Below are 25,815 nucleotides of genomic sequence, written 5' to 3' on the forward strand. Positions count from 1 at the left end.
CGGGAATGAATGGCGACGATCGCTGCCACCAGTATTTTTTCAGAGCGCTCGATCAGACACGCTCGGCTCGGTTCCGGGCTCGTCATGTTTTTCTTCGTGCTGCTGCATCTCTCCAACCATGCGTTGGGTCTGATTTCCGTCTCGGCCGCTGACGACGGGCGAAGGCTTTTCCTGGCGATCTGGCGCAACCCTGTGGGAACGGTGGTGTTCTACGGGGCGGTCCTTACGCACATCACCTTGGTGCTGCGCTCCGTTTATAGACGCAGGAGCCTGGTGATGCCGGCCGCGGAGATGACCCAGATCGTGCTCGGAATCGCCATTCCGCTGCTGTTGATCGACCATGTCATCGGCACGCGGATTGCCCACACGCTCTTCCGGCATCGGGATGACTACGAGACGATCGTTCGTCTCCTTTGGATCACCTCGCCAGCCAACGGCTGGCGACAGGTTGTCGCGCTTCTCGCTGTATGGACCCACGGCTGCATCGGCCTGCACTTCTGGCTACGCTACCGACCCTGGTACGATAGCATCGCCGCAATGCTGCTCGCCGTTGCGATCCTGCTGCCGGTGCTTGGCATACTCGGCTTCATCGAGATGGGTCGAACGATTGCGGAACCTGCTTACGAGGGCATGGTCAATACGGATCGGTATCAGGAAAATCTCAACATCCGCTATTATTCAGACCCGGAAGCGCAGCGCCAGATCGCGATGATACGGGCGGGATTGTATGGATCATTTTCGGGCGCGCTGCTGACTGTCGTCGGTGCGCGGACCTGGCGGCGGTGGAGGGAGCGCGTCAATCAGATCACCGTGCGATATCCGGGCGGTGAGGCGATCAGCGTGCCGCGCGGCTTTACGGTTCTTGAGGCAAGCAGGCTGGGCGGTTTACCGCACTATTCTGTCTGTGGCGGCAAGGGGCAATGTTCGACCTGCCGGGTCCAGATCCTCAGCCGCTATGACGATCTGCCGCCGCCCGACAAGCTGGAGCATTCGACGCTCAAACGGATCAAAGCAGCGCCCGATGTGCGCCTTGCCTGCCAGTTGCGACCGACGCATGACGTGACCGTCGCGCCGCTGCTCGTTGCAGCACAGGAGGCGGCATTGCCGCCCAACGCTCAGGAGACGAGCCCCGGACGTGAACAAGAGATCACCGTTCTCTTCTGCGATATCCGTCACTTCACCTCACTGACGGAAACGCGGCTCCCCTTCGACATCGTATTCCTGCTCAACCGCTATTTTGCGCTGGTCGGCAATGCCGTCGAGAAAGCCGGGGGGCGAATAGACAAGTTCATCGGCGACGGCGCCATGGCGCTCTTCGGCATCGGCAGCTCTCCCGAAGAGGCCTGTCGCCAAGCGCTTGCGGCGGCGGCGGCCATCGTGCGTGATATCGAGAAGCTCGGCGCCGAGCTTTCGGACGAACTTTCCATGCCGCTTCACATAGCCATTGGCATTCACACTGGCCCCGCGGTTGTCGGAACGCTCGGCTATGGCCGGGTACGCAGCGTTACTGCAATCGGCGATACGGTCAACGTTGCAAGCCGGCTGGAGACAGCTGCCAAGGAATTCGATGCGGCAATCGTCATTTCCGAAACGGTCGCAAACCTTTCCGGAGCGGATACGGCCGGTGTCGAAAGCCGTGAAATCAGTGTGCGTGGCCGCGCCCTGCCCCTGAAAGTGTATGTCATTGCGAGTGACAAGGCCGCCGAACTGGTCGAAGGAAAAAATGCATGACAGGCCGCGACTGGCTCAAGGCCAAATTCTGGAAGAAGCGCCTGCGTCGGGCACGCAATGCGATTGCCAGCAGGTTCTTCAATACCCGCACCGGGCGGCGGTTGCTGATCGAGAACATCGGGCCGCGGGTCGTCTCGATGACGGTCGATGCGGGTGATCACCTCATGACCTTTTCGCCATCCGACTACATCGGGCGAAAGGTCTTTCGAAAGGGGCACTTCGAGCGCGAGCATGTTGACCGGCTGATCACGGTGCTGCGTGAGCGGGGCCTGATGCGCAAGCACGGCCATCTCCTGGAGATCGGTGGCAACATCGGAACGCAGACCGTCTACTTCGCGCTGAGCGGCGCCTATGCCCGCATCGTCAGCATCGAGCCCGACCCGCGCAACTTCCCGCTGCTGCAGAAAAATATTCGCCAGAACAAGCTCGATAGGATGGTGACGCTGGTCAACTGCGCCGCCGGGGCGACAGCTGGCGAGATCGACTTCTTTATGAACGCCAACAATCATGGAAAAAGCAGCGCGTACCGAAAGAGTGCCAGCGATGAGAAGACGAGCGTCCCGGTCAAGCCGGTGACACAGATCCTCGATGAGCTTTCGATCGATCCTGCCGATATCGGCCTCGTCTGGATGGACATCGAAGGCTATGAGCCAGTCGCATGCCGCTCGATGCTGCCACTCCTGTCGCGCCGCGTGCCTGTCTACATGGAGTTCACGCCACTCTTCTACGGACCGGAACAGACCCGCGAATTCATCAAGACGCTCGCCGGCTTCTACGAGAATTGCCTGGTCTTCTTCGAGGAGGAAGAGCAGGAGATGAAGGTCGTGAACCTGCCTGGCAGCATCGAACAGTACGACGTGCTGTTTCTTCCCTGATTATTTCCGCCGATAGAGATAGTAGCGGCCTTCCTTCACGCCTGCAGGAAGCGCCAGCGGCTCCAACTCCGGGCGATCCAGCGGCAGACCGCTGACGGCAATCCCGTCTTTGGCAAGGACGCCGACCATCAGTTGCGGCAACCATGTCAGCGTGATCGCGTCGATGTCGTCATGACCGGTACCGATATCGGCATGCGCGAGAGCTGCGCCGATGCCGACGAAAGCCTGGCCGGATTCACGGATGTCGCCGGTCACCATATTCTGCGTCGGCGGCGTGGAGGACGAATATGAGCGGACCTCACGATCGAAGGCGATAATGCGACGATCCGGAAAATGCTCGCACAGATGATCGTAGGTGCGGCCGTTGCCAAGGCCAAATTCCAACACCGGGCCTTCGGTGCCGTTCACAAGCTCGACGATTGCATTGAGGATATCGCGCTGAGCCGTCAAACGGCGGATGAAGCTGTCCAGACGGCTCATCTATGTTCTTGTCCATTCAATAGTTTTTCGACTCGGTGCTAGCACATGAAACTGTGTGAAGTCGATTGCCGTAGATGCAAAATGGCGTTGCAGTCACAGCATGGGTCTGTGCTAGGTTTCTCACATGAACGACGTTTCGAATGAAAGATTCTTCGCCGACGTGCCTGTCTTCACCGACTTCGAGCGGGTGACGGATACGAGCAACTATCACCCGCTCCCAGACGGCTGGTTTCTGGCACTCGCCGACATCGTCGGTTCGACACCGGCAATTGCGGCCGGCCGTTACAAGGACGTGAACATGGCGGGCGTCAGCGTCATTTCAGCGATCCTGAATGCGGTCGACAAGGGAGACTACCCGTTCGTGTTCGGCGGCGACGGCGCCGTGGTCGCTTTGCCCGGAAACCTGGAGGTTGCTGCGCGCGACGCACTGGCGGCGGCGCAGCGCTGGGTTGAGGAGGAAATGGGCCTGACGCTGCGCATTGCGGTCGTGCCTCTCGCCGATATTCGCAACGAGGGCCTGGACGTTCGCGTCGCGCGTCATGCGGCCAGTCCGTTCGTCACCTACGCAATGTTTGCCGGGGGTGGAGCGAGCTGGGCCGAGCGCCAGATGAAGAGTGGGCGCTATGGTGTCGAGCCCGCGCCGCCAGGCACGCGGCCGGATCTGACGGGCCTGTCATGCCGCTGGAGCCCGATCGCCGCTCACAACGGCGAAATCGTCTCAATCATCGCCGTACCGGCCGAAGGCGGTCGCCCCACCGCCGAGTTTCGCAAGCTCGTGATGGACGTCGTGGCAATCTCTGCCGAACAGGGTCGCGGCGGCCATCCGGTTCCGTCGGACGGTCCCGAATTTGCCTTTTCGATGAAAGGCGTCGATCGCGAGGCACGGGCGATAGCACCGCCGGGAAAGCGCCTGAAGCAGAAGCTGTTCATCCTCCTTCAGATTGTCCTCGTGGTCGTCCTGCACAAACTGGGTGCCAAGCTCGGCCGCTTCGACGCCCGGCGTTACACGCAGGACGTTTCCGGCAATTCCGATTTCCGCAAGTTTGATGATGGCTTGAAGATGACGATCGATGTCGATTCGGACCATCTCGGCCGTATTCAGGCGCTGCTAGAGGACGCAAAAGCCAAAGGCATCGCCCGCTACGGCTTGCACCGGCAGGCGTCCGCGTTGATGACCTGCTTCGTTCCAACACCGCTTTCGCGCGACCATGTGCACTTCATCGACGGCGCCAGCGGCGGCTATGCCGTTGCCGCGAGCCAGATCACGGGCAAGCAGCTCTCAGGCGTTCAGATCACGCCTTGACAATGTGACCGGCGGATAGCCCGAGACGAGCAAAGACATTGCGAGTGTCGACGATCAGCGGCACACTGTTTGCGACGAGCGCGTAGTCGAGATGATCATGGTCGGTCGCCACCAGAACGGCGTCATAGGCTTGCAACACCTTAAGCGTAAGGTCCACCGATTTGCGGCCTTTCAAGTCCTGGTACTCGCGCGTCGAGGGGATCTCGCCGACATGGGGATCGTGGAAGTCGGCCTTGCCGCCCCGCTCTTCGATGATCTCAATGAGGCGCAGCGAAGGACTCTCGCGAATGTCGGCGACGTTCTTCTTATAGGCTAAGCCGAGAACCAGCACGCGCGAGCGACTGAGGGCCTTGCCGAAGCGCATGTCGAGTGCTTCGGCAAGTTTCCCGACGACGTAGCGCGGCATTGCCGAGTTGATTTCGCCAGCGAGCTCGATGAAGCGCGTCGGCAACTCGTACTCGCGGGACTTCCAGGTCAGGTAAAAGGGATCGATCGGGATGCAGTGTCCGCCGAGTCCTGGCCCAGGATAGAAGGGCATGTAGCCGAACGGCTTGGTCTTTGCTGCCTCGATCACCTCCCAGACATCAACTCCCATGGCGGCGTAGACGGTCTTCAACTCGTTGACGAGCGCGATGTTGACCGACCGGAAGATGTTCTCGGTCAGCTTGACGGCCTCTGCCGTCGCGTTGGAAGACACGGGAACCACGGTCTTGACCGCCGCGCCGTAGAAGCTCCTCATGAGTGCCAATGCCTGCGGGCCGTCGCCGGCAACGACCTTGGGGATTGTTGCCGTGTGATAATGCTGGTTACCGGGATCCTCACGCTCTGGGGAAAAGCCGACGAAGAAATCCGTGCCCGATTTGAGGCCGGTTCTTTCCAAAATGGCCTTGACGACGTCGTCCGTGGTGCCCGGATAGGTCGTCGACTCCAGGACCACAAGCTGGCCGGCCCGCAGATGCTCGGCGATCGACCGAGACGTCGCCTCGACAAAGGAAAGATCAGGGTCGCGGTGCTTGGTGAGCGGCGTCGGCACACAGATCACGATGACATCGCAAGCCGCGAGCCCGGCAAAATCCGTGGTGGCGGAAAAGCGTCTGCCGTCGATTTCGGCAGCGAGATCGACGCTTGCGACGGCATCAATGTAGGAGCGCCGCGCATCCAGGGAGACGATCTTCTTGGGGTCAATGTCGAAGCCAGTGACAGCAAAACCGCTGCGGGCAATGGCGATTGCCAGCGGCAAGCCAACATAGCCGAGCCCTATGACGCCGGCTCGGGCGCTGCGCGCTTCGATCTTGTTGGAAAGGATGTCATAGGCGGAGGAACTGGCCAAGGCAGATCTCATCTCAGTGCTGAAGGGTACTCTGATCTAATGTAAGACCGTGGCAATTGAAACCCGCCCGCAGTTCACTGAGCACTGACGCGATCGTGAAAATTCGTGCCATGGGTGTGCCTCAATCTCCCCGCCGCTCCTGCCAGTGTGACCAAAAAGACTCGGGCGTCCCAAGAGATTGCACCACAACGTCAGAAAATGTGCGGATGCCATTGTTTGGGGTCGGCGCCGTGCCTATTTATTTTCAATAACGAACCGCGAGAAAGGATTGCCGGTCACGCCCACCAAAATAAGGGTTTGACAGGTGCCGCTGCTGGGCTCCCGGCAGATCGTTGACACAATATTACCGCTCGTCCATCCTCCTTCCCGCCCTGCGCACGGCGTTGCTGCAGGCAGGGTTGCTGACGCTTTTTGGGAATGGACGTGCTTTATGAGGATACTACCGAGAATGGGCACGATCGAAACCACCGTCTCCACTATTTTGTTGGATCGGGTCGCCGAATGGCTGACGAATTCTTCTTTGGCTGGCGATGACCTCGAGAGCATCGTTCGCGGATTTTGCGAGCGCATTGCGGCAGCGGGCTTGCCGATCGTACGTGTGCATCTGACGTTTTCCATGCTGCACCCGCTTTACGACGCGCTGAGCTTTACGTGGCGACGGGCAAGTGGCGTGACGATCGAGGGGTTTCGCCATACCGCGGCAGGACAGAAGCCCGACCGCTTCTTGCAGAGCCCTTACTACTACCTGTTGGACAACAATCTGCAGCACATTCGCCGCCGGATTTCGGCCGATGGACCGGCCGAATTTCCGGTCTTCATCGATCTGCGGCAGGAGCGCATCACCGACTATTTGGCTTTCGTTCAGCCGTTTGGCGATGGTTCCGTGCAGGGCATGATGGGGTCATGGTCGACGGACAGCCACGCAGGCTTTTCCGACGACATGATCGATGCGCTGCTGCGCATGCAGAACCACCTTGCCGTTGCGGCCAAGATGGCCGTTCTCGGCAAGCTCGCCAACAACATGCTGACCACCTATCTGGGCGGCGATGCGGGCAAGCGCGTGCTGAATGGCCAGATCCGTCGTGGTGACGGTGAGACAATCCGTGCTGCCCTCGTCATGGGCGATATGCGCCAGTCGACTATGTACGCCGAAAAGGAAGGCCGGCAGGCCTACATTGATACGCTGAACCAGTTCTTCGACGCGATCGCTGCGCCGTTCAACCGCAATGGCGGTGAGATCTTGAGTTTCCTCGGAGACGGTTTCCTGGCGGTTTATCCCTGTGGCCGCCACAAAGACCCATCCAAGATTGCCTGTCAGGCCGCCCTTTCCGCCGTCCATCAGGCGCAAGCGCGTGTCGCGGAGTTGAACCGGGAACGATCGGACGCAGGCCTGAGCAAGGTTTCCTACGGAATCGGCCTGCATGTCGGGAATGTGATGTTCGGCAATGTCGGCCTCAAGGACCGACTGACGTTTTCGGCATTCGGCTCGGCCGTCAACGAAGTCCAGCGCCTGCAAGCGGTTACAAAGAAATATTCGAGCGAGGTGGTCGCAAGCCAGGCATTTGCCGGCTACTGCGGCGGCGAGTGGCGCACCTTGGGAGAGGAAAAACTGCGCGGCATCCGCCAGAAGGTCACTATTTTGCAGCCGCATGTGCCGGCGCCCGTCCCTCATGTCGAAGAGAAATTCCGCGAGGTCGCACCGACCGGACTTTCAGAGGCGGAGCAGGTCATCCTGCTTCATCGTGATGCTCTCAAGCAGGCCAATAAACCAACGGTCGAGAAGTTCATGCAGTAGAGGCGTACCCACCTCAAAACAGGTCCAGATTTCACTTTGCCGCGCAAGAAATGCGCCGGTTTTTGTGTGTCCGTCATCAACTGGACACCCCGATTGCGGTACGATAGTGTGCCTTAACGGGAACATAGAAAACTGGGGAATTTCATTGGTATGGCGTCCGCCTCGGATCTGTTGCGCATCGAGAACCTCGACGTTTCCTTCTCGGTTTTCGGCGATCGCCTGCGCGTCGTAAAGAACGCGAATATCCGTATTTTGCCGGGCAAGGTCACTGCGCTCGTCGGAGAATCCGGCTCAGGTAAATCCGTGATTAGCCAGAGCATAATGGGCATCCTCCCGAATCCGGCGACGGCCGAGGGACGTATCCTTTTTACCGACCCCCTGGACGGCAAGACGACGGACATTCTGCGCTATTCGCGCGACAGCGAGCAGATGCGTGACCTGCGTGGGCGTCGCATGGCGACAATTTTTCAGGAGCCGATGACCTCGCTGTCATCGATCCACACGGTCGGCAATCAGATCAGCGAAGCGCTCCTCATCCACACGGACGCCGACAAAAGGGAAGCGCGCGAGAAGACCGAGGAGACGCTGGGTCTCGTTGGCTTTGCCAATCCGAAGCGCACGTTCGATATGTACCCGTTCGAACTCTCTGGCGGCATGCGCCAGCGCGCGATGATCGCAATGGCGCTGATCTGCAATCCGGCGCTGTTGATCGCCGACGAGCCGACAACTGCGCTCGACGTGACCATCCAGGCGCAGATCCTGGAGCTGCTGCGCGACCTCCAGCACAAGCTCGGAATGGCGATGCTGCTGATCACGCACGATCTCGGCGTTGTCGCCAACATGGCGGACGAGGTCGTGGTGATCTATCACGGCGAGATCATGGAGGCGGGGCCGGTCGAGTCGATCTTCCGCAACCCTCAGCATCCATATCTCAAGGGCCTGATGGCGGCCGTCCCGCACTTCGACATGAAGCCCGGCGAGCGCCTCAAGGCACTGCGTGACGTGCCCGTGAACCTCGAATCCCTGATCGGCAAGAAGAAGGTGAAGGCTGAGGGGCCGGAGGTCCTGCTTGCCGTCAACAACCTCTCGAAAACGTTCAAGACCCGCAACCGTGGGCTCTTTGGAACGCGCGAGGCCGCGCTGGTTCACGCCGTCGATGATGTCAGTTTTGACATCCGACGGGGTGAGTGTCTTGGACTCGTCGGCGAATCGGGATGCGGCAAGACGACCGTCAGCAAGATATTGATGCGCGCCGTAACCCCGGACGGCGGCTCTGTGATCTTCAACGACGGCAAGGATGTCACCGACGTCTTGTCCGTCTCAGGCGACGATCTGCAGGAATTGCGCACCAAGATACAAATGGTCTTCCAGGATCCCGTTTCCTCGCTGTCGCCACGTATGACCGTGCGTAATATTCTCAGCGAGCCACTGGAGATCCACGACCGCGGGGATGGGCCGGAGCGCAAACAGCGCGTTGAGGCGCTGATGGGCGCCATCGGCCTCGACCGACGCTACCTGAACCGCTACCCGCACAGCTTTTCCGGCGGCCAACGTCAGCGTATCGGCATCGCCCGTGCGTTGGCACTTGGGCCGAAGCTTATCATTCTAGATGAGCCGGTATCGGCGCTCGACGTGTCCGTTCAGGCCCAGATTCTCAACCTGCTCAAGGACCTGCAGAAGGATCTTGGGCTCACCTATCTGTTCATTTCGCACAATCTGGCGGTCGTCGACTACATGGCCGACCGCATAGCCGTCATGTGCAAGGGGCGCATCGTCGAGATCGCGCCACGCGAGATCATTCTGCGTGATCCCGTGCATCCCTATACGAAGTCGCTGTTGGCAGCAGTTCCCTTCCCCGACCTGAACCGGCCGCTCGATTTCGAAGCGCTCAGAAAGAACGGCGCCGCAGACAAGCAGAATTGGGGTATCACCTTTACGGCGGAGCATGATGACGCTTCCGAACTGGATTACGCAGATCTCGGCAACGGCCATCTCGTGCGGGCCCGCAAGGGTGCGGACGCAAAGGAGCTTCGCTCATGGTAACGCGGCGCACGTTTCTAGGTGGCCTTGTCGGTTCGACAATGCTGCCTTCGGTCGTCAAGGCGGCAGCGGATCGTGACATCGAGCCGGAGTTCCTCAGGGATTGGCTGCGCGCAGGACGTATCCCTGTCATGGTGGATCGGCTGCCGACCCATCCGCGGATCGTCAACATGAAGGAGGCGGGTCGGCAGCCGGGCGTCTATGGCGGCACGGTGCGCACGATCATCGGGAGCCAGAAGGACATCCGCTATATGACCGTCTACGGCTATTCGCGCCTGGTCGGTTATGACAAGCACCTGATGTTCCAGCCGGATATTCTGCTTGGTTTCGAATCCAAGGACGACACTGTCTTCACGTTCCATTTGCGCGAGGGACACCGCTGGTCTGACGGCGCACCCTTCACGGTCGACGACTTCCGTTACTGGTGGGAAGACGTGATCCTCAACAAGGAGCTGACGCCAGGTGGCGGAGCGCTCGAGCTGAGGCCGCATGGCAATCTGCCGAAATTCGAAGTCCTCGACGAATTGAGGGTTCGCTACACTTGGGAGCGGCCCAATCCGATGTTCATGCCGGCGCTCGCCGGTCCGCTACCGCTCGTGATTTTCGGACCCGGACACTACCTCAAACAGTTCCACAAGAAGTATCAGGATGATTTCCGTCTTTCGGCGCTGATGAAGGAAAACCGCGTCAAGAAGTGGGCGGACTTGCACATCAAGATGTCGCGCGCCTCGCGCCCTGAAAATCCGGACTTGCCGACGCTCGATCCATGGCGCAACACCACGCCGCTGCCGGCCGAACAATTCGTATTTGTGCGCAACCCGTTTTTCCATCGGGTCGACGAGAACGGGGTGCAACTCCCCTATATCGACAAGTTTATCCTCAACGTCAGCTCGTCCTCGATCATTGCCGCCAAGGCGGGCGCCGGTGAATCCGACTTGCAGGCAACCGGCGTTGACTTCAGCGACTACACCTTCCTGAAGGATGCAGAGAAGCGGTTTCCGGTGAAGGTCAATTTGTGGAAGCAGGTGCGCGGATCGCGTGTTGCGCTGCTGCCGAACCTCAACTGCGCCGATGAGGTCTGGCGCAACCTCTTCCACGAGGCCCGGTTTCGGCGGGCGCTGTCGATGGCGATTAATCGGCATGAGATCAACATGGTTGCCTTCTACGGTCTTGGCAAGGAAAGCGCTGATACCGTTCTACCCGATAGTCCCCTCTTCAGGCCCGAGTATGCGGAGGCCTTCATTGCACATGATCCGGATCAGGCGAACAAGCTCCTTGACGAGCTCGGACTGGCGAGCCGTGGCGCCGATGGCATTCGCTTGCTGCCGGACGGCCGCCGTGCCGAAATCACAGTGGAAACCGCTGGCGAAAGCAATCTCGACACCGACGTTTTGGAACTGGTGCGTGATCATTGGCTTGAGGTCGGTCTTGCTCTTTACACCCGTACCTCGCAACGCGACGTTTTCCGCAGCCGCGCCATGAGCGGCACGATCATGATGTCGATCTGGTACGGCATCGAAAACGGCGTCGCAACCGCCGATATGTCTCCGGGGCAGCTTGCGCCAACGGTTGACGATCAGCTGCAATGGCCGCTTTGGGGGATGTATCACCTGTCTGCCGGACAGGAAGGCAGCGCGCCCGACCTCAAGGAAGTGCAGCAGCTGGTCGATCTTCTCAAACAGTGGGGCGATACCGCGAGATTTGAGGAGCGTGAAGTGATCTGGCATCAGATGCTGGCGCTTTACACCCAACAGGTCTTCTCGATCGGCCTCATCAACAGCACGCTGCAGCCGATCCTCAGATCTGCCAAATTGCAGAACGTGCCAGAGCAGGCACTCTATGGTTTCGATCCAACGTCCTATCTCGGCCTTTATATGCCGGATGCCTTCTGGTTCAAGGAGGCTTGAGGGATGCTGAAATACATCCTTTGGCGCATTGCAGCGATGGTGCCGACGCTGTTCATCATCTCGGCGCTGGTCTTCACCATCATCGAACTCCCACCTGGCGATTTCTTCGAGAGCCAGATCGCCGAGCTGCGGGCTCAGGGCGAGAGTGCCAATCTTCAGGAAATCGAAGAGCTGCGGAAGCAATACGGTTTCGACAAGCCTGAGATCGTCCGCTACTTCTTTTGGATCGGCGGCATGCTGCACGGAGACTTCGGCTATTCGTTCGAATATCAGCTGCCAGTCTCGGAAGTCGTCGGCGATCGCCTCTGGCTGACGATCCTCGTTTCCTTTTCCACGATCCTGCTGACGTGGTTGATCGCCTTTCCGATCGGCATCTATTCGGCCACCCATCAATATAGCTGGGGCGATTATGGGCTGACCTTTCTGGGGTTGCTCGGCATTGCCATCCCGAACTTCATGCTGGCTTTGATCCTGATGTACTTTGCCAATATCTGGTTCGGGGTGTCGATCGGGCATTTGATGGACCAAAAGTTCCTCAACGAGCCGATGAGCTGGGAAAAGGCCAGGTCCATTCTCTCGCATCTCTGGATTCCAGTCGTTATCGTCGGTACGGCCGGAACGGCCGGGATGATCCGGCGGCTTCGGGCCAACCTGCTCGACGAGATGCAGAAACAGTACGTCGTGACCGCGCGCGCCAAGGGGCTTCACCCGCTGCGCGCGCTCGTGAAATATCCGCTGCGCATGGCTCTCAACTTTTTCGTCGCCGATATCGGTTCGATCCTGCCTTCGATCATCTCGGGCGCCGAGATTGTTGCGATCGTGCTTTCACTCGAGACAACGGGCCCAATGCTCATCAAGGCTCTGCAGAGCCAGGACATGTATCTCGCAGGCTCATTTCTGATGTTCCTCGCCTTCCTCAACGTGGTCGGAGTACTTGTTTCCGATATTGCGCTTGGCTTCCTCGATCCGCGTATCCGCCTCCAAGGCAGGAGCACCAAATAAATGTCGCCCTTGCCACCGCCCGGCGCGCCGATGCCGCATTATGTTTCGACTGCACCCTTCGATCCGATGGCAACCGAAGGGATGACGGCTGCGCAATCACGCATCCACCTTGCCTCGCAGAAGCAGTTGATGTGGTGGAAGTTCAAGCAGCACCGGCTGGCCCTTGCCTCCGGCGTCTTCCTGCTCGCCCTTTATTTCATGATCATTATCGTCGAATTCATTGCGCCCTATGGGCTGCATACCAAGAATGTCGACTTCATCCATTCACCGCCACAGCGGGTCCACTTCTTCGACAACGGCAAGTTCATCGGCCCCTTTGTCTATGGACGCAGCATGTCGCTTGATCTCGACACGCTCCATCGAATCTACACTGACAAGCCAAACGACGTGCAGCCGATCCGTTTCTTCTGCCGCGGGGATACCTACAAGTTCTGGGGACTGGTCAGTTCTGATCTTCATTTGGTCTGCCCGGCAGTCGGCGGGCAAATGTTCCTGCTTGGCACGGACCGTCTCGGCCGCGACGTGCTTTCCCGCATTCTCTATGGGGCGCGCATTTCGCTGACGATCGGCCTGATCGGTATCACCATCAGCTTCTGCCTCGGTATCGTCATCGGGGGACTGGCCGGCTATTGGGGCGGTATCTTCGATTTGATCGTCCAACGCCTCATTGAAGTTCTGCAGTCGCTGCCGAGCCTGCCGCTCTGGATGGCGCTGGCGGCGATCATGCCGGTGACATGGAGTCCGATCGTCATTTACTTCGGGATCACTGTCATTCTCGGGATCATTGATTGGACTGGATTGGCGCGAGCCGTGCGCTCGAAACTCCTGGCGTTGCGTGAAGAGGATTATGTCCAGGCCGCCCAGTTGATGGGCGCCAGCACGCCGCGCGTCATCGGCCGACATCTCGTGCCGGGCTTCATGTCCCACTTGATCGCCTCGGCCACAATCTCGATCCCCGGCATGATCCTCGGCGAGACGGCACTGAGCTTCCTCGGACTTGGTCTGCGCCCGCCGATCACCAGCTGGGGCATTCTGCTGACGGAGGCAAAGAGCGTAAGCGTCATCGCATTCTATCCATGGTTGCTTTTTCCGATTATACCGGTCGTTCTGGTAATTTTGGCGTTCAACTTTCTGGGAGACGGCTTGCGCGATGCGGCAGATCCCTACAAATAGCGGCCAGCCCGGCGGAGCGCTGCTCTGTTGCCTGACGGCCAGCGGAAACCGGCGGTGCTAGTATGATGTACAGCGCAGAAGGAGTGCCCATGGCACGGCGCCTGGAAGATGCCCGCATCCTCATGTATAGCCACGACACGTTCGGGCTTGGTCATTTGCGCCGTTGCCGCGCAATCGCCCATGCACTGGTCGAGGACTATCGCGGGCTTAACATTCTCATCATCTCCGGAGCCACGATTGCCGGCGCATTCGATTACCGCGCACGCGTCGACTTCGTGAAGATTCCGAGCGTGATCAAGCTCCGCAACGGCGAATACACCTCGATGGCGGGTCATATCGATCTGCATGAAACGCTGAAAATGCGAGAGTCGAGTATTCGCCACACCGCCGAAACCTTCCAGCCCGACATTTTCATCGTCGACAAGGAGCCGATGGGGCTGAAGGGTGAGGTCGAGGAGACACTTGCCTATCTGAAGGCGCGCGGCACCGTTCTGGTGCTTGGCTTGCGCGAGATCATGGATGCACCGCACCTGCTTGATGCCGAATGGAAGCGCAACGGCATCATGCAGAAGATCGACCAGTATTACGATTCGGTCTGGGTCTACGGTCCGCCGGATTTCTACGATCCGCTGATCGGCCTCGATGTTCCCGCAAGCGTGCGCAGGAAAATGGATTTCGTCGGCTTCCTGCAACGCAGCGTCTCCACGAGTAAGACCTCGATCAACGCGCGCTCTGACAACTACATCTTGGTCACGACCGGCGGTGGCGGCGATGGGTCTGATCTCGTGCACGACGTCATGAACGCCTATGAACATGATCCGACCTTGCAACAAAAGGCACTCGTGGTCCTCGGCCCGTACATGCCTGCAGCCGAGCGCTCCAAGCTGGTCGCCAAGGGGTCGCGCATCCCTTACATCGAGGTCATCGAGTTCGACAATCACATGGAAGAGTTGATGGTGGGCGCCACGGGGGTCGTGGCCATGGGTGGCTACAACACCTATTGCGAAATTCTGTCGTTCGACAAGCCTGCCCTCATTGTCCCTCGGGTGAAGCCACGGGAAGAACAGCTTTTGCGCGCCCAGCGGGCGAGCGAGCTCGGCCTTGTCGACATGTTGCTGCCGGATCAGTCCGCAAATCCAACGGTAATGTCTGAAGCCCTGAAGCGACTGCCGGAGCGCCTGCCGCCGTCCAAGAGTGGCTGTACCTTGCAACTGAAAGGCCTGGACCATATCTCGCAAACCGTCGGTCATTGGCTGGACGGCCGTAGCCGTCATCTGTCCGTCGTCGGAGCCGAGTGAAGGCCAAGACTTTGTTGCACCGTCGTAAGATTCTCGTCGTGCTGAAAGGCTACCCGCGCCTTTCGGAAACCTTCATCGCCCAGGAGCTGCTCGGCCTGGAGAAGGCCGGCTTTGACCTGACCTTGATCTCGATGCGCCGCCCGACCGACAAGAAGCGGCATCCGGTGCACGACGAGATCAGGGCACGCGTCATCTATCTGCCGGAGTATCTACACGAGGAGCCGATCCGCGTCCTCAAAGGCTTTTTTGCGAGCTTTCGCAAGCCGGGGATCAAGGCGCTATGGAAGCGCTTCCTGAAAGACCTGCAGCGTGACGTCTCCCGCAATCGCTTCAGACGCTTGGGGCAAGCGCTGGTGCTCGGCCGCGAGTGGCCTGACAACGGTGAATGGTTGCACGCGCATTTCATCCACACGCCAGCCTCGGTAACCGAGTATGCGAGCATCCTGACAGGCGTGCCCTGGACTTGCTCTGCCCATGCCAAGGATATCTGGACATCGCCTGATTGGGACCTGCACGAAAAACTCGGCAGTGCACGCTGGACGGTGACCTGCACACGAAACGGCTATGAACACATGCGCACGCTGACGCCTCGCAAGGAAGCGGTGCATTTGAGCTACCATGGCCTCGACCTTGCGCGCTTCGCCCATTTCGGCGGTGAGCGATCTCACCGTGATGGCAGCGATCCGGCCAACCCTGTGCTTATTCTCAGCGTCGGGCGGGCAGTGGAGAAGAAGGGCTACGAAACGCTTTTGAGAGCACTTGCGCTTTTGCCCCGCGACCTGATTTGGCGGTTCGAGCATATCGGCGGCGGCGACAAATTGCCGAAGCTGAAGGCTCTTGCTGCGGAACTCAACCTGACGGACCGGATCAGCTGGAAGGGCGCGCTCGCTCAGGAAGACGTGCTCGACCACTATCGCCGGGCCGATGTTTTCGCGCTTGCCTGCCGGGTTGCGTCAGATGGCGATCGCGATGGCCTGCCGAATGTGCTGGTGGAGGCATCCAGCCAGCGCCTGCCTTGCGTCTCGACCTCGGTTTCGGGCGTGCCCGAACTCCTTGTCGACGGTGAGAACGGAATGGTGGTTCCGCCGCAGGATCCTGTGGCGTTCGCGGGGGCGCTTGAGAAAATGATCCGGGACCCTGCCTTGCGGCTGCGGCTCGGCGATGCCGCGGAACGGCGGGTGCGTGAGCATTTCGATCACGAGGCAAGCATCGATCAACTTGGCCGGCTGTTTGAAGAGGAATGGCAGAAAGCCTCATGAACATGCCCCGCGTCTTTTTCTACGTTCAGCATTTGCTTGGCATCGGCCACATCGCCCGGGCAAGCCGCATCGCTAGTGCGCTCGTTCGCGACGGGTTCGACGTCACCGTCGTCACCGGCGGTCTACCGGTCCCCGGTTTCCCCGGAGAAGGCATCAGGACGGTGGCACTGCCGCCAGTCGTGGCGAGCAATGCAGGTTTCTCAGGGCTTGCCGACGGCAATGGCGTTGCCGCGGACGAGGCGTTCCTAAGCCGGCGTCGCGATCTGTTGCTTTCCGCCTTTCGCGATTGCGCGCCCGATGTCGTGATCATTGAAGCGTTTCCCTTTGGCCGCCGGCAGATGCGTTTCGAGCTGCTTCCGCTCCTTGATGCTATCAAGGAAGCGCATCCAAGGCCGAAACTGTTCGCCTCGGTGCGCGATATCCTGCAGCAAAACCGCAAGCCGGGGCGCGACGAAGAGACAGTCGCACTGGTCCGGAACCATTTTGATGGTGTCCTCGTCCACGGGGATCCCAACTTCGTTCGTTTGGAAGATACCTTTCCTCTGACTTCCGAGATCGCATCCAAAATTCACTATACCGGCATGGTGGCTGCTGCGCGCTCGGCTGCGCCGGAGGAGACCTTCGATGTTATAGCGTCCGCAGGCGGCGGAGCCGTCGGCCTCGAACTGCTTCGCGCCGCCAATGCAGCCGCTGCCATGCTGCCGGCGAACCTGCAGTGGCTGCTTATCAGCGGGCCGAACCTTCCGGAGGATGATTTCGCCGGCCTGGTGAACGCAAGGCCTGCGAATGTTACGCTCGCTCGCTTCCGGAAGGACTTTCCCTCGCTGCTGCGCGGCGCACGTGTTTCCATCTCGCAGGCGGGTTACAATACCGTTGGCGATCTGTTGCAGACGGACTGCAGGGCGATCCTCATCCCATTCGTTGCCGGGGGAGAGACGGAGCAGACGGTTCGCGCCGAGCGGCTGAAGGCGCTTGGGCTTGCAGACATCCTGCCGGAGGCCGGCCTGACGCCGGAGATCGTTGCCGACGCCGTCAGCATGGCACTTGCGACGCCGCGTGCAGCCTTGGTGCCGCTGGATCTGGAGGGGGCGGAGAAAACAGCGGCAATCATTCGTTCAATGACTGGCTGAAACCCTCGCACTTTGCGAAAGTGATGTGATATAAACAACACCCCGGCGAGAATCGGCATGACAACGGCAAGCCGATTCGCCTTGTTTTCATTATGAGATCCGGCGGTCCGGTTGCATGGTCCTGTTTTCGGCATTCCTCTTTGTCTTGCCGCAGGTTCACTGCCCCCAGATTTCCCAGGCAACTGACGGTTAGCAATGGAAAAAAGCCTCGCGCGTTACATCTGGTCGAACACGCGGCTGCAGCAGCTCTGGATCCTAACAGTCGTTGCAGTCTCGATGATCCCCTATTTTCTGTCCTTCGACCTGCCGAAGCAGATCGTCAACGGACCGATTCAGGGCTCGGGCTTCGAGGGCCAAGGCGCAACGCAAACCTTCATGCGCCTCGTCTACACGTTACCCGTGATCGGCGAAGTCGAGTTCTTCAAGGGTGTCCAGCTTGACCGGCTGCAGATGCTGATGGGGCTGAGCCTCGTCTTTCTTGCGCTCGTGGTCCTCAACGGCCTCTTCAAATTCTACATCAATACCTACAAGGGACGGCTTGGCGAGCGGATGCTGCGACGCATCCGCTTCGAGCTGATCGACCGCGTCTTGCGGTTCCCACCGTCGCATTTCAAGCGCGTCAAGTCAGCTGAGATCGCCACGATGATCAAGGATGAAGTCGAACCGATGGGTGGCTTCACCGGTGATGCCTTCGTTTCGCCTGCCCTGCTCGGCGGTCAGGCGCTGACGGCGCTCGCCTTCATCATCATTCAGAATTTCTGGCTCGGGATGATTGCCGCGGCTATTGTCGGCGTACAGGCGGTCGTGATCCCGCGCATGAGAAAGCGCCTGCTTGAGCTTGGTCGCCAACGCCAGCTCACGGCCCGCGAGCTGTCCGGTCGTGTCGGCGAAATCGTCGATGGCATAGGCACGATCCACGGCAACGACACATCGAATTTTGAACGCGCCGATATCGCCACCCGGCTCGGGCTGATTTTCTCGATCCGATATGACCTCTATCAGTGGAAGTTCTTGGTTAAATTCCTGAACAACTTCCTTGCCCAGGTTACACCGTTTCTCTTTTACGCAATCGGCGGCTATCTCGCGCTCCAGGGCCGACTGGATATCGGCCAGCTCGTCGCCGTCATCAGTGCCTATAAGGATCTGCCCGGGCCGCTCAAGGAACTGATCGACTGGGATCAGATGCGCCAGGACGTGCAGGTCAAGTACCAGCAGGTTTACGAGCAGTTCAATGTCGAGCCACTGATCGACGGCAAGATCCAGGACATTTCGCCAGAAGCGATCGGAGCGCTGACGGCCCCGCTGGTGATTACCAACCTGACCGTCAGCGACGACAGCGGCGCGCGGCTGGTCGATCACGTTTCGGTCGAGATCAAGCCGAACGAAACAGTCGCCGTGGTGGGCCCAAATGCCAGCGGCGCCGAAGCCTTCGCGGAGGCACTCGGGCGCCTGGTGTGGCCGGATTCCGGCCGTGTCACCATCGACGGCAAGGACCTTCTTGACCTGCCTGAATCCATTACCGGCCGGCGCATCTCCTATGCCTCTGCCGACAGCTACTTTTTCCACGGAACGCTGCGGGACAATCTCCTTTACGGCTTGAAACACGCTCCCCTGCGAGAGCCGAAATATGACGGCAAGGAGGCTCAAGAGGCCAAGTGGCATGCTGAGGAGGCCGTCAAGGCGGGTAACCCGACGATGGATATCAACAGCGACTGGGTGGACTATCAGGCTGCCGGCGCGACCGGCCCGGAGGATATCCTGACGGCGATCCGTCCGGTGCTCGATGCGGTCCTGATTTCACAGGACATCCTCGACCTGGCACTGCGATCAACGGTCAACACGAACGTGCATGTCGCGCTCGCCGACCACATCGTCGATCTGCGAACGGCGCTGCGCCAGCGCATGCGGGACATTGAACTTGGCAACATCGTCGTGCCGTTCGATTTCGATACCTACAATCCTCAGGCCACCGTTGGTGAAAACCTGCTCTTCGGGGCGATGAAACGACCGATGATGAACAATCGTCGTCTGGCGGCGCATCCGTATTTTCAGACGCTCTTTAGGGAAACCGGCCTCAGCAACGATCTTTACGCCATGGGCTTGGAGATCGCGGAGAACGCAGTCGAACTCTTCCACGATCTGCCGCCAGATCACCCGTTCTTCCAGCAGCTGACCTTCATGACGGCGGATGACATTCCGACCTATCAGGCACTGTTGCAGAAGCTGCAAAGCCGACGCTTCGACGACGCGGCCCCCGAGGAACGCTCCGCGATTATTCGGTTGAGCTTTGCCTATATCGAGCCCAGGCATCGTTTTGGTCTCTTGACGGGCGAGCTGATGGACAAGATCGTCAGTGCCCGCAAACAGTTCCATGAGAACATTCCGGATGATCTCGCCGCCGTGATCGAGCGATACGATCCTGAGCATTTCATCTCTTCTGCAAGCTTGATGGACAATGTCCTGTTCGGGCGCATTGCCTATCAACAGGCCGACGCATCCGACCGCATTCGGGCCATCATGGGCGAACTGTTCGACTCGCTCGAACTCTTCGATGACGTCTTGTCGATCGGGCTCGAGTTCGACGTCGGCTCTGGCGGCAAGCGCCTGACCATGGTGCAGCGGCAGAAGCTCAATCTTGCTCGCGCGCTCCTCAAGCGCTCGGACTATTTCGTTTTCAACAGGCCGTTATCGGCCCTCGACCAGCGAGTGCAGGATCAGATCACGCACAACGTTGTGGAAGGGTTGCACAGGGAAGGCGAAAAGCCCGCCATCATCTGGGTGCTGTCTAACGCGAAACTGGCCGAAATCTTTGATCGAATCCTGCTCTTCGACAGGGGTGCCTTGGCCGAAGCCGGCAACTTTCCGGAGCTCTCCGAGCAAAACGGTATGTTCAAGGAACTGTTATCGTAATACTCTATGGGGGGACAGTAAGATGGCGCCCCTTGAGAGGTGCCACGGTCTAGCGCCGCGCACCGAACAGCGCGGCAGGGGGTAGTAGGTTTATGCTGCTGAGAGACGAAGTCGAAATGCTGCGGCGGGTGCCGATCTTCTCGAGGATTGCGCCTGCGAAACTCAAGCTGTTGGCCTTCACTTCCGATCGAATGACATACAATATCGGTCAGGACCTCTTCCATCAGGGGGATCCGGGCGATGCCGCCTATGTCGTCTTATCTGGTACCGCCGACATTCTTGTCCACTCCTCCGCCGGTGATATCAAGGTCGCCGATGTGGAGCCCAACTCAATCGTCGGCGAGATCGCCATTCTGTGCGATGTTTCCCGTACCGCGACAGTTCGCGCCACGTCGCCCTTGGAAGTTCTGCGCATCAGCAAGGAACACTTCCTGAAATTGCTCAGTGATTTCCCTGAAATGGCCGTTGAGATCATGCGCGTGCTGGCCGACCGCCTTAACCATACGACGGCGGAGCTCACGGCCGCGCGCGCCGCAAAACAGCCGCAGGCAGCGGCAATGTAACGATTTCACCTTCTCCGGAAAGCAAAGGGCCCGCTCCACGATCGTGAGGCGGGCCCTTTGTCGTTTTGCGAGATTAGTCGCGCTGTTCGAGCGCCCTGCTGAAGGCCAGAGCAGCGAGCGTGCAGATGGCGCCCGACAGCAGGTAGTAGCCAACGAAAGCCAAACCGAAGCGGCTGGACAGGGTCAGCGCGACCAATGGTGCAAAGCCCGCACCGACGAGCCAGGCCAGGTCGGAGGTGAAGGCAGCGCCGGTGTATCGGTAGCCTCTGCCAAACCGCGATGAGATCGAGCCGGTCGCCTGGCCAAAGGACAGGCCGAGGACGCCGAAGCCGATGATGACGAAAGCCTCCTGTCCCTCGGAGCCGGCGGCCATCAGCATCGGACCGACGAAGCTGAAGATCGCGATGAGGACCGCGCAGATCGCCAGCTGGGCGCGCCGACCGATGCGATCGGCAATCATTCCAGAGACGACGATCGCGACGAGACCGACCACGGCACCGACCATCTGCACCACCATGAACGCGCCGATCGCGTGGGTTCCGTAAAGATAGACCCAGCCAAGCGGGAAGATCGTCACGAGGTGGAACATCGCAAAGCTTGCGAGCGGTACGAAGGCGCCGAGCAGGATATCGCGTCCATGCACCCGCAGCACGTCTCGGATCGGTGCGGCTTCCAGCTCATGCTGCTCCAGCGCAGAGCCAAAATCCGGCGTCATTACGAGACGCAACCGTGCAAACAACGCAACGACGTTGATGGCAAAGGCGACGAAGAACGGATATCGCCAGCCCCAGCTCAAGAAGTCTTCGCCGGAAAGGTTGGCGATGAAGTATCCAAACAGGGCGCTTGCCAGGGCAAAGCCGATGGGGGCGCCGAGCTGGGGGATCATCGCATACCAGCCACGGTGATTTGGAGGCGCGTTGAGTGCCAGCAGCGAGGCGAGGCCATCCCATGCTCCGCCGAGCGCAAAACCCTGGCCGAGCCGGAACAGCGCCAGCAAGGCGATCGACCAGACGCCGATCTCGTTATAACCGGGCAGGAATGCGATCGAGGCAGTCGAACCACCGAGCAGAAACAATGCGATCGTCAGCTTGGCGCCGCGGCCGTAGATGCGGTCGATGGTCATGAACACGACAGATCCCACCGGACGTGCCAGAAATGCCAGCGAAAAGATCGCAAAGGAATAGAGCGTCGCCGTCAGCCGATCCGGCGCGAAAGGAAAGATAAGTTGAGGGAAGACCAGCACGGATGCCAGGCCATAGACGAAGAAATCGAAGAATTCCGACATGCGTCCGATGACGACGCCGATCGCGATGCTGCCGGGTGACACCGGCTTGTCGGCATGAATTCGCCGTGCATCCTGTTCCATCGATGTGGACGACGGTCCGTAGTGTGTAGTACTCGCCATTAAAAATGCCTCCCTCATTGAGGCACCCCGTGTGGCAAAGCGCCTCACGAGCGATCTTGATCAAACTACTGCGCTTATCAAGTCTGATCGACGTAAATAGTTCATCTTACTGCTCGAAAATCAGATGTGGATGAAAAATCGCGGCCCGTGCCGCGAAATCGGCCTGCAAAAGGCTGGCATGATTGGCCTTCGCGGATATATTAGCCGTACAAAAAGGGTTGCGCGCGAAAATCCTTCGAAATTTCATCAGGATTTTGACATCCTGCGCCACGTGCCTTATCCCGCAGTGCGGCATTTCTGCTGCGCTGCGACCAAACACCTCATGTTGCTATCGGGTACAGTGCTTTAGTCGCGGTTTGGACGAAACAACAAGAGCATAGAGACGTGCAAAAACTGCCAAAGTTTTCCCGCCATCTCCTCGTTCTGCCACTGCTTTTGGCGCTGGCAGGATGCAATTTGGTGGTCATGTCGCCTTCGGGCGATATCGCTATGCAGCAACGCGACCTGATCATTGTGTCGACGGTTTTGATGCTGCTGATCATCGTTCCGGTGATTTTCCTGACGCTGCTGTTTGCCTGGCGCTATCGCCGTTCCAATGCGGCCGCCACTTATGATCCGGAATGGCACCATTCCACACGTCTCGAAGTGGTCATCTGGTCAGCGCCATTGGCGATCATCATCGCACTTGGGGCCATCACCTGGATCAGCACGCACAAGCTCGACCCCTTTCGTCCTCTCGATCGGATTGACGCTGAGCGCGCCATCCCGGCCGATACCAAACCGCTGACCGTCGAAGTCGTCGCGCTCGACTGGAAATGGCTGTTCTTCTATCCCGAACTCGGCATTGCGACCGTCAACGAAATGGCAGCGCCTGTCGACGTTCCGATCAGTTTCAGGATCACCTCCTCGTCGGTCATGAACTCCTTCTACGTGCCTGCGCTTGCGGGTCAGATCTATGCGATGCCCGGCATGGAGACCAGGCTGCATGCCGTCATCAACAAGGAAGGTGTCTTTGACGGCTTTTCGGCCAACTACAGCGGCGCCGGCTTCTCGCACATGCGCTTCAAGTTCCATGGCGTAAACCAGCAGGGCTTCGATCAGTGGGTGGCGCAGGTCAAGGAAAAGGGCACGGCACTGAACCGGGACACCTATCTGAAGCTCGAGCGGCCGAGTGAGAGGGAGCCGGTGCGCTACTTCTCGTCGGTCGACAAGGATCTCTTCAATGCAATTCTCAACATGTGCGCGGCACCCGGCAAGATGTGCATGAACGAAATGATGCACATCGACATGATGGGTGGCGGCGGCAAGGAAAGCGCCGAAAATCGCGAGAAGCTGCGCTACGACGACCGTCACGCCGATCAGACCGGCGGTGAACACGGGGCGTCTGCGGGCGAAAGCCACGATGCCATCGAAGCCAAGCCGGCAGACGCTACGAACGGCACCAACGAGACCAACGACATGCAGAACATGCCGGGAATGCAACATGACGGTCACGCGATGCCCGGCATGGACAGCAAAACCGGCGGCGAGACGACGCCTGCGCAATCAAACAGCAACTAAGACCTGGCGCTTTGCGTCGATACGACATCAATGAACGGGTTCATCCATGTTTTCCAATCCTGACCTCCTGAAGTTCATCTTCGGTCGGTTGACCCTAGAATCGATCCCCTATCACGAGCCGATCCTGGTCGTGACCTTCGCGGCCGTCGCGCTAGGTGGCATCGCGCTTCTGGGTGTTGTTACCTATTTCAAGCTCTGGGGTTACCTCTGGCGCGAGTGGCTGACGAGCGTCGATCACAAGAAGATCGGCATCATGTACGTCATCCTTGCGCTCATCATGCTGCTGCGCGGCTTCTCCGACGCAATCATGATGCGCCTCCAGCAGGCGATTGCCTTCAACGGATCGGGTGGCTACCTGCCGCCGCATCACTACGACCAGGTCTTCACGGCGCATGGCGTCATCATGATCTTCTTCATGGCGATGCCGTTCGTCACGGGCTTGATGAACCTTGTGGTGCCGCTGCAGATCGGCGCGCGAGACGTATCCTTCCCGTTCCTGAACAATTTCTCGTTCTGGATGACGACGGCGGGCGCGATCATCATCATGATCTCGCTTTTCGTCGGCGAATTCGCGCAGACCGGTTGGCTTGCCTATCCGCCGCTGTCGGGATCCGACTATAGTCCGGGCGTCGGCGTCGATTACTACATCTGGGGCTTGCAGGTGGCAGGTATCGGCACGACCCTGTCAGGGATCAACCTGATTGCGACCATCGTCAAGATGCGTGCACCCGGCATGAGCTTCATGAAGATGCCGGTCTTCACCTGGACGGCGCTCTGCACCAACATCTTAATCGTCGCGACCTTCCCGATCCTGACGGCGACGCTGGCGCTCCTGTCGCTCGACCGCTATGCCGGCACGAACTTCTTCACGAATGACCTCGGCGGCAATCCGATGATGTATGTCAACCTCATCTGGATCTGGGGTCACCCGGAGGTCTACATCCTGGTGCTGCCGGCGTTCGGCATCTTCTCGGAGGTTGTTGCCACCTTCTGCGGCAAGCGCCTCTTCGGTTACGCCTCGATGGTCTACGCCACCTGCGTGATCATGATCCTGTCCTACCTCGTCTGGCTGCACCACTTCTTCACGATGGGTTCGGGCGCAAGCGTCAACTCCTTCTTCGGCATCACGACGATGATCATCTCGATCCCGACAGGGGCAAAGATGTTCAACTGGCTGTTTACGATGTATCGCGGCCGCATCCGCTATGAAGTACCGATGCTATGGACGATCGGCTTCATGGTGACCTTTGTCATCGGTGGCATGACCGGCGTCCTCCTGGCGGTTCCCCCGGCCGACTTCGTCTTGCACAATTCGCTCTTCCTGATCGCCCACTTCCACAACGTCATCATCGGCGGCGTGGTGTTCGGACTGATGGCGGGCGTCACCTATTGGTTCCCGAAGGCGTTCGGCTATAAGCTCGATCCGTTCTGGGGCAAGATGTCCTTCTGGTTCTGGCTGATCGGCTTCTACTTCGCCTTCATGCCGCTCTACGTGCTCGGCCTTATGGGCGTGACGCGTCGTGTGTCGCAGTTCGAGGATCCGTCCTTGCAGATCTGGTTCATCATCGCAGCCTTTGGCGCCGTCCTGATCGCGATCGGCATCGCCTCGTTCATCATCCAACTCGTCGTCAGCTTCTTCAAGCGCGAGGAGTTGCGGGATACGACGGGCGATCCCTGGGATGGTCGCACGCTGGAATGGTCGACGTCCTCGCCGCCGCCGGACTACAACTTCGCCTTCACACCTGTCGTCCACGACCATGATTCCTGGTACGACATGAAGGGGCGCGGCTATGCCCGCCCGCTGGAAGGCTTCAAGCCGATCCACATGCCGAAGAACACCGGAACCGGTGTCATCCTTGGCGCACTCAGCATCGGGCTGGCTTTCGGCCTCATCTGGTACATGTGGTGGCTCGCCATCCTGTCGTTCGTCGCCATGCTTGCGGTCGCGATCGGCCATACCTTCAACTACAAGCGCGACTTCTACATTCCCGCCGAGGAAGTCACGGAAACGGAAGGCAAGCGCACGGCACTGCTTGCCGAGCAGGTGTAAGACC

18 protein-coding genes are annotated in these 25,815 nt (G+C 59.3%); 15 read left to right on the forward strand and 3 right to left on the reverse strand.

The window, feature by feature from the left end:
* Positions 1–9 precede the first annotated feature (9 nt).
* Entirely contained in the window at positions 10–1,731 is a 1,722-nt protein-coding gene (locus K9B32_RS23420; RefSeq protein ID WP_224566505.1) for an adenylate/guanylate cyclase domain-containing protein, read from the forward strand.
* On the forward strand, positions 1,728–2,606 hold the full coding sequence (locus K9B32_RS23425; protein WP_224566507.1) for an FkbM family methyltransferase: 879 nt from the start codon (positions 1,728–1,730) through the stop codon (positions 2,604–2,606). Before K9B32_RS23420 ends, K9B32_RS23425 begins: the two co-directional genes overlap by 4 nt.
* On the opposite strand, the gene K9B32_RS23430 is transcribed toward K9B32_RS23425, so the two are convergent.
* A complete protein-coding gene (locus K9B32_RS23430; RefSeq protein ID WP_224566509.1) occupies positions 2,607–3,086 on the reverse strand; it encodes a class I SAM-dependent methyltransferase in 480 nt (159 codons plus the stop codon).
* Positions 3,087–3,210: 124 nt separating this feature from the next.
* Here K9B32_RS23430 and K9B32_RS23435 point away from each other — a divergent pair, with 124 nt between their 5' ends.
* Entirely contained in the window at positions 3,211–4,389 is a 1,179-nt protein-coding gene (locus K9B32_RS23435; protein ID WP_224566511.1) for a DUF3095 domain-containing protein, read from the forward strand.
* Here K9B32_RS23435 and K9B32_RS23440 read toward each other — a convergent pair.
* Positions 4,379–5,719, reverse strand: coding sequence for a nucleotide sugar dehydrogenase (locus tag K9B32_RS23440; protein ID WP_224566513.1), 1,341 nt, complete (start codon positions 5,717–5,719; stop codon positions 4,379–4,381). The genes K9B32_RS23435 and K9B32_RS23440 overlap by 11 nt on opposite strands.
* A 448-nt stretch (positions 5,720–6,167) precedes the next feature.
* On the opposite strand from K9B32_RS23440, the gene K9B32_RS23445 reads away from it, so the two are divergent.
* The 10 genes from K9B32_RS23445 to K9B32_RS23490 all read left to right on the forward strand — a co-directional run bounded on the left by K9B32_RS23445 (position 6,168) and on the right by K9B32_RS23490 (position 20,796).
* The gene (locus K9B32_RS23445; protein ID WP_224566515.1) at positions 6,168–7,514 is read left to right on the forward strand and encodes an adenylate/guanylate cyclase domain-containing protein; all 1,347 of its coding nucleotides are present in this window, start codon (positions 6,168–6,170) and stop codon (positions 7,512–7,514) included.
* 150 nt (positions 7,515–7,664) lie between these two features.
* Positions 7,665–9,557 (forward strand): ABC transporter ATP-binding protein, encoded by a 1,893-nt coding sequence (locus tag K9B32_RS23450; protein ID WP_224566517.1) that lies wholly within the window; start codon positions 7,665–7,667, stop codon positions 9,555–9,557.
* Positions 9,551–11,461 carry an ABC transporter substrate-binding protein gene (locus K9B32_RS23455; protein ID WP_224566519.1) on the forward strand — a complete coding sequence of 637 codons (1,911 nt, stop codon included), beginning with the start codon at positions 9,551–9,553 and terminating at the stop codon, positions 11,459–11,461. The genes K9B32_RS23450 and K9B32_RS23455 overlap by 7 nt, the downstream gene beginning before the upstream one ends.
* Before the next feature lie 3 nt (positions 11,462–11,464).
* Complete coding sequence (locus tag K9B32_RS23460) at positions 11,465–12,463, forward strand: ABC transporter permease (RefSeq protein WP_224566521.1); 999 nt, start codon at positions 11,465–11,467, stop codon at positions 12,461–12,463.
* Positions 12,464–13,636: an ABC transporter permease gene (locus K9B32_RS23465; protein ID WP_007794952.1), complete on the forward strand. Its 1,173-nt coding sequence runs from the start codon at positions 12,464–12,466 to the stop codon at positions 13,634–13,636.
* A gap of 89 nt (positions 13,637–13,725) precedes the next feature.
* Entirely contained in the window at positions 13,726–14,934 is a 1,209-nt protein-coding gene (locus K9B32_RS23470) for a glycosyltransferase family protein (RefSeq protein WP_224566523.1), read from the forward strand.
* Positions 14,931–16,193, forward strand: a complete 1,263-nt coding sequence (locus tag K9B32_RS23475) for a glycosyltransferase (protein ID WP_411969744.1) — start codon at positions 14,931–14,933, stop codon at positions 16,191–16,193. Before K9B32_RS23470 ends, K9B32_RS23475 begins: the two co-directional genes overlap by 4 nt.
* Positions 16,190–17,323 carry a glycosyltransferase family protein gene (locus K9B32_RS23480; RefSeq protein ID WP_224566525.1) on the forward strand — a complete coding sequence of 378 codons (1,134 nt, stop codon included), beginning with the start codon at positions 16,190–16,192 and terminating at the stop codon, positions 17,321–17,323. The genes K9B32_RS23475 and K9B32_RS23480 overlap by 4 nt, the downstream gene beginning before the upstream one ends.
* Before the next feature lie 195 nt (positions 17,324–17,518).
* A complete protein-coding gene (locus tag K9B32_RS23485; protein WP_224566527.1) occupies positions 17,519–20,233 on the forward strand; it encodes an ABC transporter ATP-binding protein in 2,715 nt (904 codons plus the stop codon).
* A 92-nt stretch (positions 20,234–20,325) separates the two neighbouring features.
* The gene (locus K9B32_RS23490; RefSeq protein WP_132588236.1) at positions 20,326–20,796 is read left to right on the forward strand and encodes a cyclic nucleotide-binding domain-containing protein; all 471 of its coding nucleotides are present in this window, start codon (positions 20,326–20,328) and stop codon (positions 20,794–20,796) included.
* 73 nt (positions 20,797–20,869) lie between these two features.
* Here K9B32_RS23490 and K9B32_RS23495 read toward each other — a convergent pair whose 3' ends face one another.
* Positions 20,870–22,201, reverse strand: a complete 1,332-nt coding sequence (locus tag K9B32_RS23495; protein WP_224566529.1) for an MFS transporter — start codon at positions 22,199–22,201, stop codon at positions 20,870–20,872.
* 384 nt (positions 22,202–22,585) lie between these two features.
* Here K9B32_RS23495 and cyoA point away from each other — a divergent pair, with 384 nt between their 5' ends.
* Positions 22,586–23,761 carry a ubiquinol oxidase subunit II gene (cyoA, locus tag K9B32_RS23500; RefSeq protein ID WP_224566531.1) on the forward strand — a complete coding sequence of 392 codons (1,176 nt, stop codon included), beginning with the start codon at positions 22,586–22,588 and terminating at the stop codon, positions 23,759–23,761.
* Between the two features lie 46 nt (positions 23,762–23,807).
* Entirely contained in the window at positions 23,808–25,811 is a 2,004-nt protein-coding gene (gene cyoB / locus K9B32_RS23505) for a cytochrome o ubiquinol oxidase subunit I (protein WP_224566533.1), read from the forward strand.
* Positions 25,812–25,815: the final 4 nt, after the last annotated feature.

It is taken from the genome of Rhizobium sp. 3T7 (genome assembly GCF_020166565.1).
Lineage (GTDB): Bacteria > Pseudomonadota > Alphaproteobacteria > Rhizobiales > Rhizobiaceae > Rhizobium.

Coding starts and splice junctions, on each gene's coding strand:
- K9B32_RS23470 (WP_224566523.1), top strand. CDS start 13,726: ATGGCACGGCGCCTGGAAGATGCCCGCATCCTCATGTATAGCCACGAC.
- K9B32_RS23455 (WP_224566519.1), top strand. CDS start 9,551: ATGGTAACGCGGCGCACGTTTCTAGGTGGCCTTGTCGGTTCGACAATG.
- K9B32_RS23480 (WP_224566525.1), top strand. CDS start 16,190: ATGAACATGCCCCGCGTCTTTTTCTACGTTCAGCATTTGCTTGGCATC.
- K9B32_RS23445 (WP_224566515.1), top strand. CDS start 6,168: ATGGGCACGATCGAAACCACCGTCTCCACTATTTTGTTGGATCGGGTC.
- cyoB (WP_224566533.1), top strand. CDS start 23,808: ATGTTTTCCAATCCTGACCTCCTGAAGTTCATCTTCGGTCGGTTGACC.
- K9B32_RS23495 (WP_224566529.1), bottom strand. CDS start 22,201: ATGGCGAGTACTACACACTACGGACCGTCGTCCACATCGATGGAACAG.
- K9B32_RS23490 (WP_132588236.1), top strand. CDS start 20,326: ATGCTGCTGAGAGACGAAGTCGAAATGCTGCGGCGGGTGCCGATCTTC.
- K9B32_RS23430 (WP_224566509.1), bottom strand. CDS start 3,086: ATGAGCCGTCTGGACAGCTTCATCCGCCGTTTGACGGCTCAGCGCGAT.
- K9B32_RS23435 (WP_224566511.1), top strand. CDS start 3,211: ATGAACGACGTTTCGAATGAAAGATTCTTCGCCGACGTGCCTGTCTTC.
- K9B32_RS23420 (WP_224566505.1), top strand. CDS start 10: ATGGCGACGATCGCTGCCACCAGTATTTTTTCAGAGCGCTCGATCAGA.
- K9B32_RS23450 (WP_224566517.1), top strand. CDS start 7,665: ATGGCGTCCGCCTCGGATCTGTTGCGCATCGAGAACCTCGACGTTTCC.
- K9B32_RS23485 (WP_224566527.1), top strand. CDS start 17,519: ATGGAAAAAAGCCTCGCGCGTTACATCTGGTCGAACACGCGGCTGCAG.
- K9B32_RS23425 (WP_224566507.1), top strand. CDS start 1,728: ATGACAGGCCGCGACTGGCTCAAGGCCAAATTCTGGAAGAAGCGCCTG.
- K9B32_RS23465 (WP_007794952.1), top strand. CDS start 12,464: ATGTCGCCCTTGCCACCGCCCGGCGCGCCGATGCCGCATTATGTTTCG.
- K9B32_RS23460 (WP_224566521.1), top strand. CDS start 11,465: ATGCTGAAATACATCCTTTGGCGCATTGCAGCGATGGTGCCGACGCTG.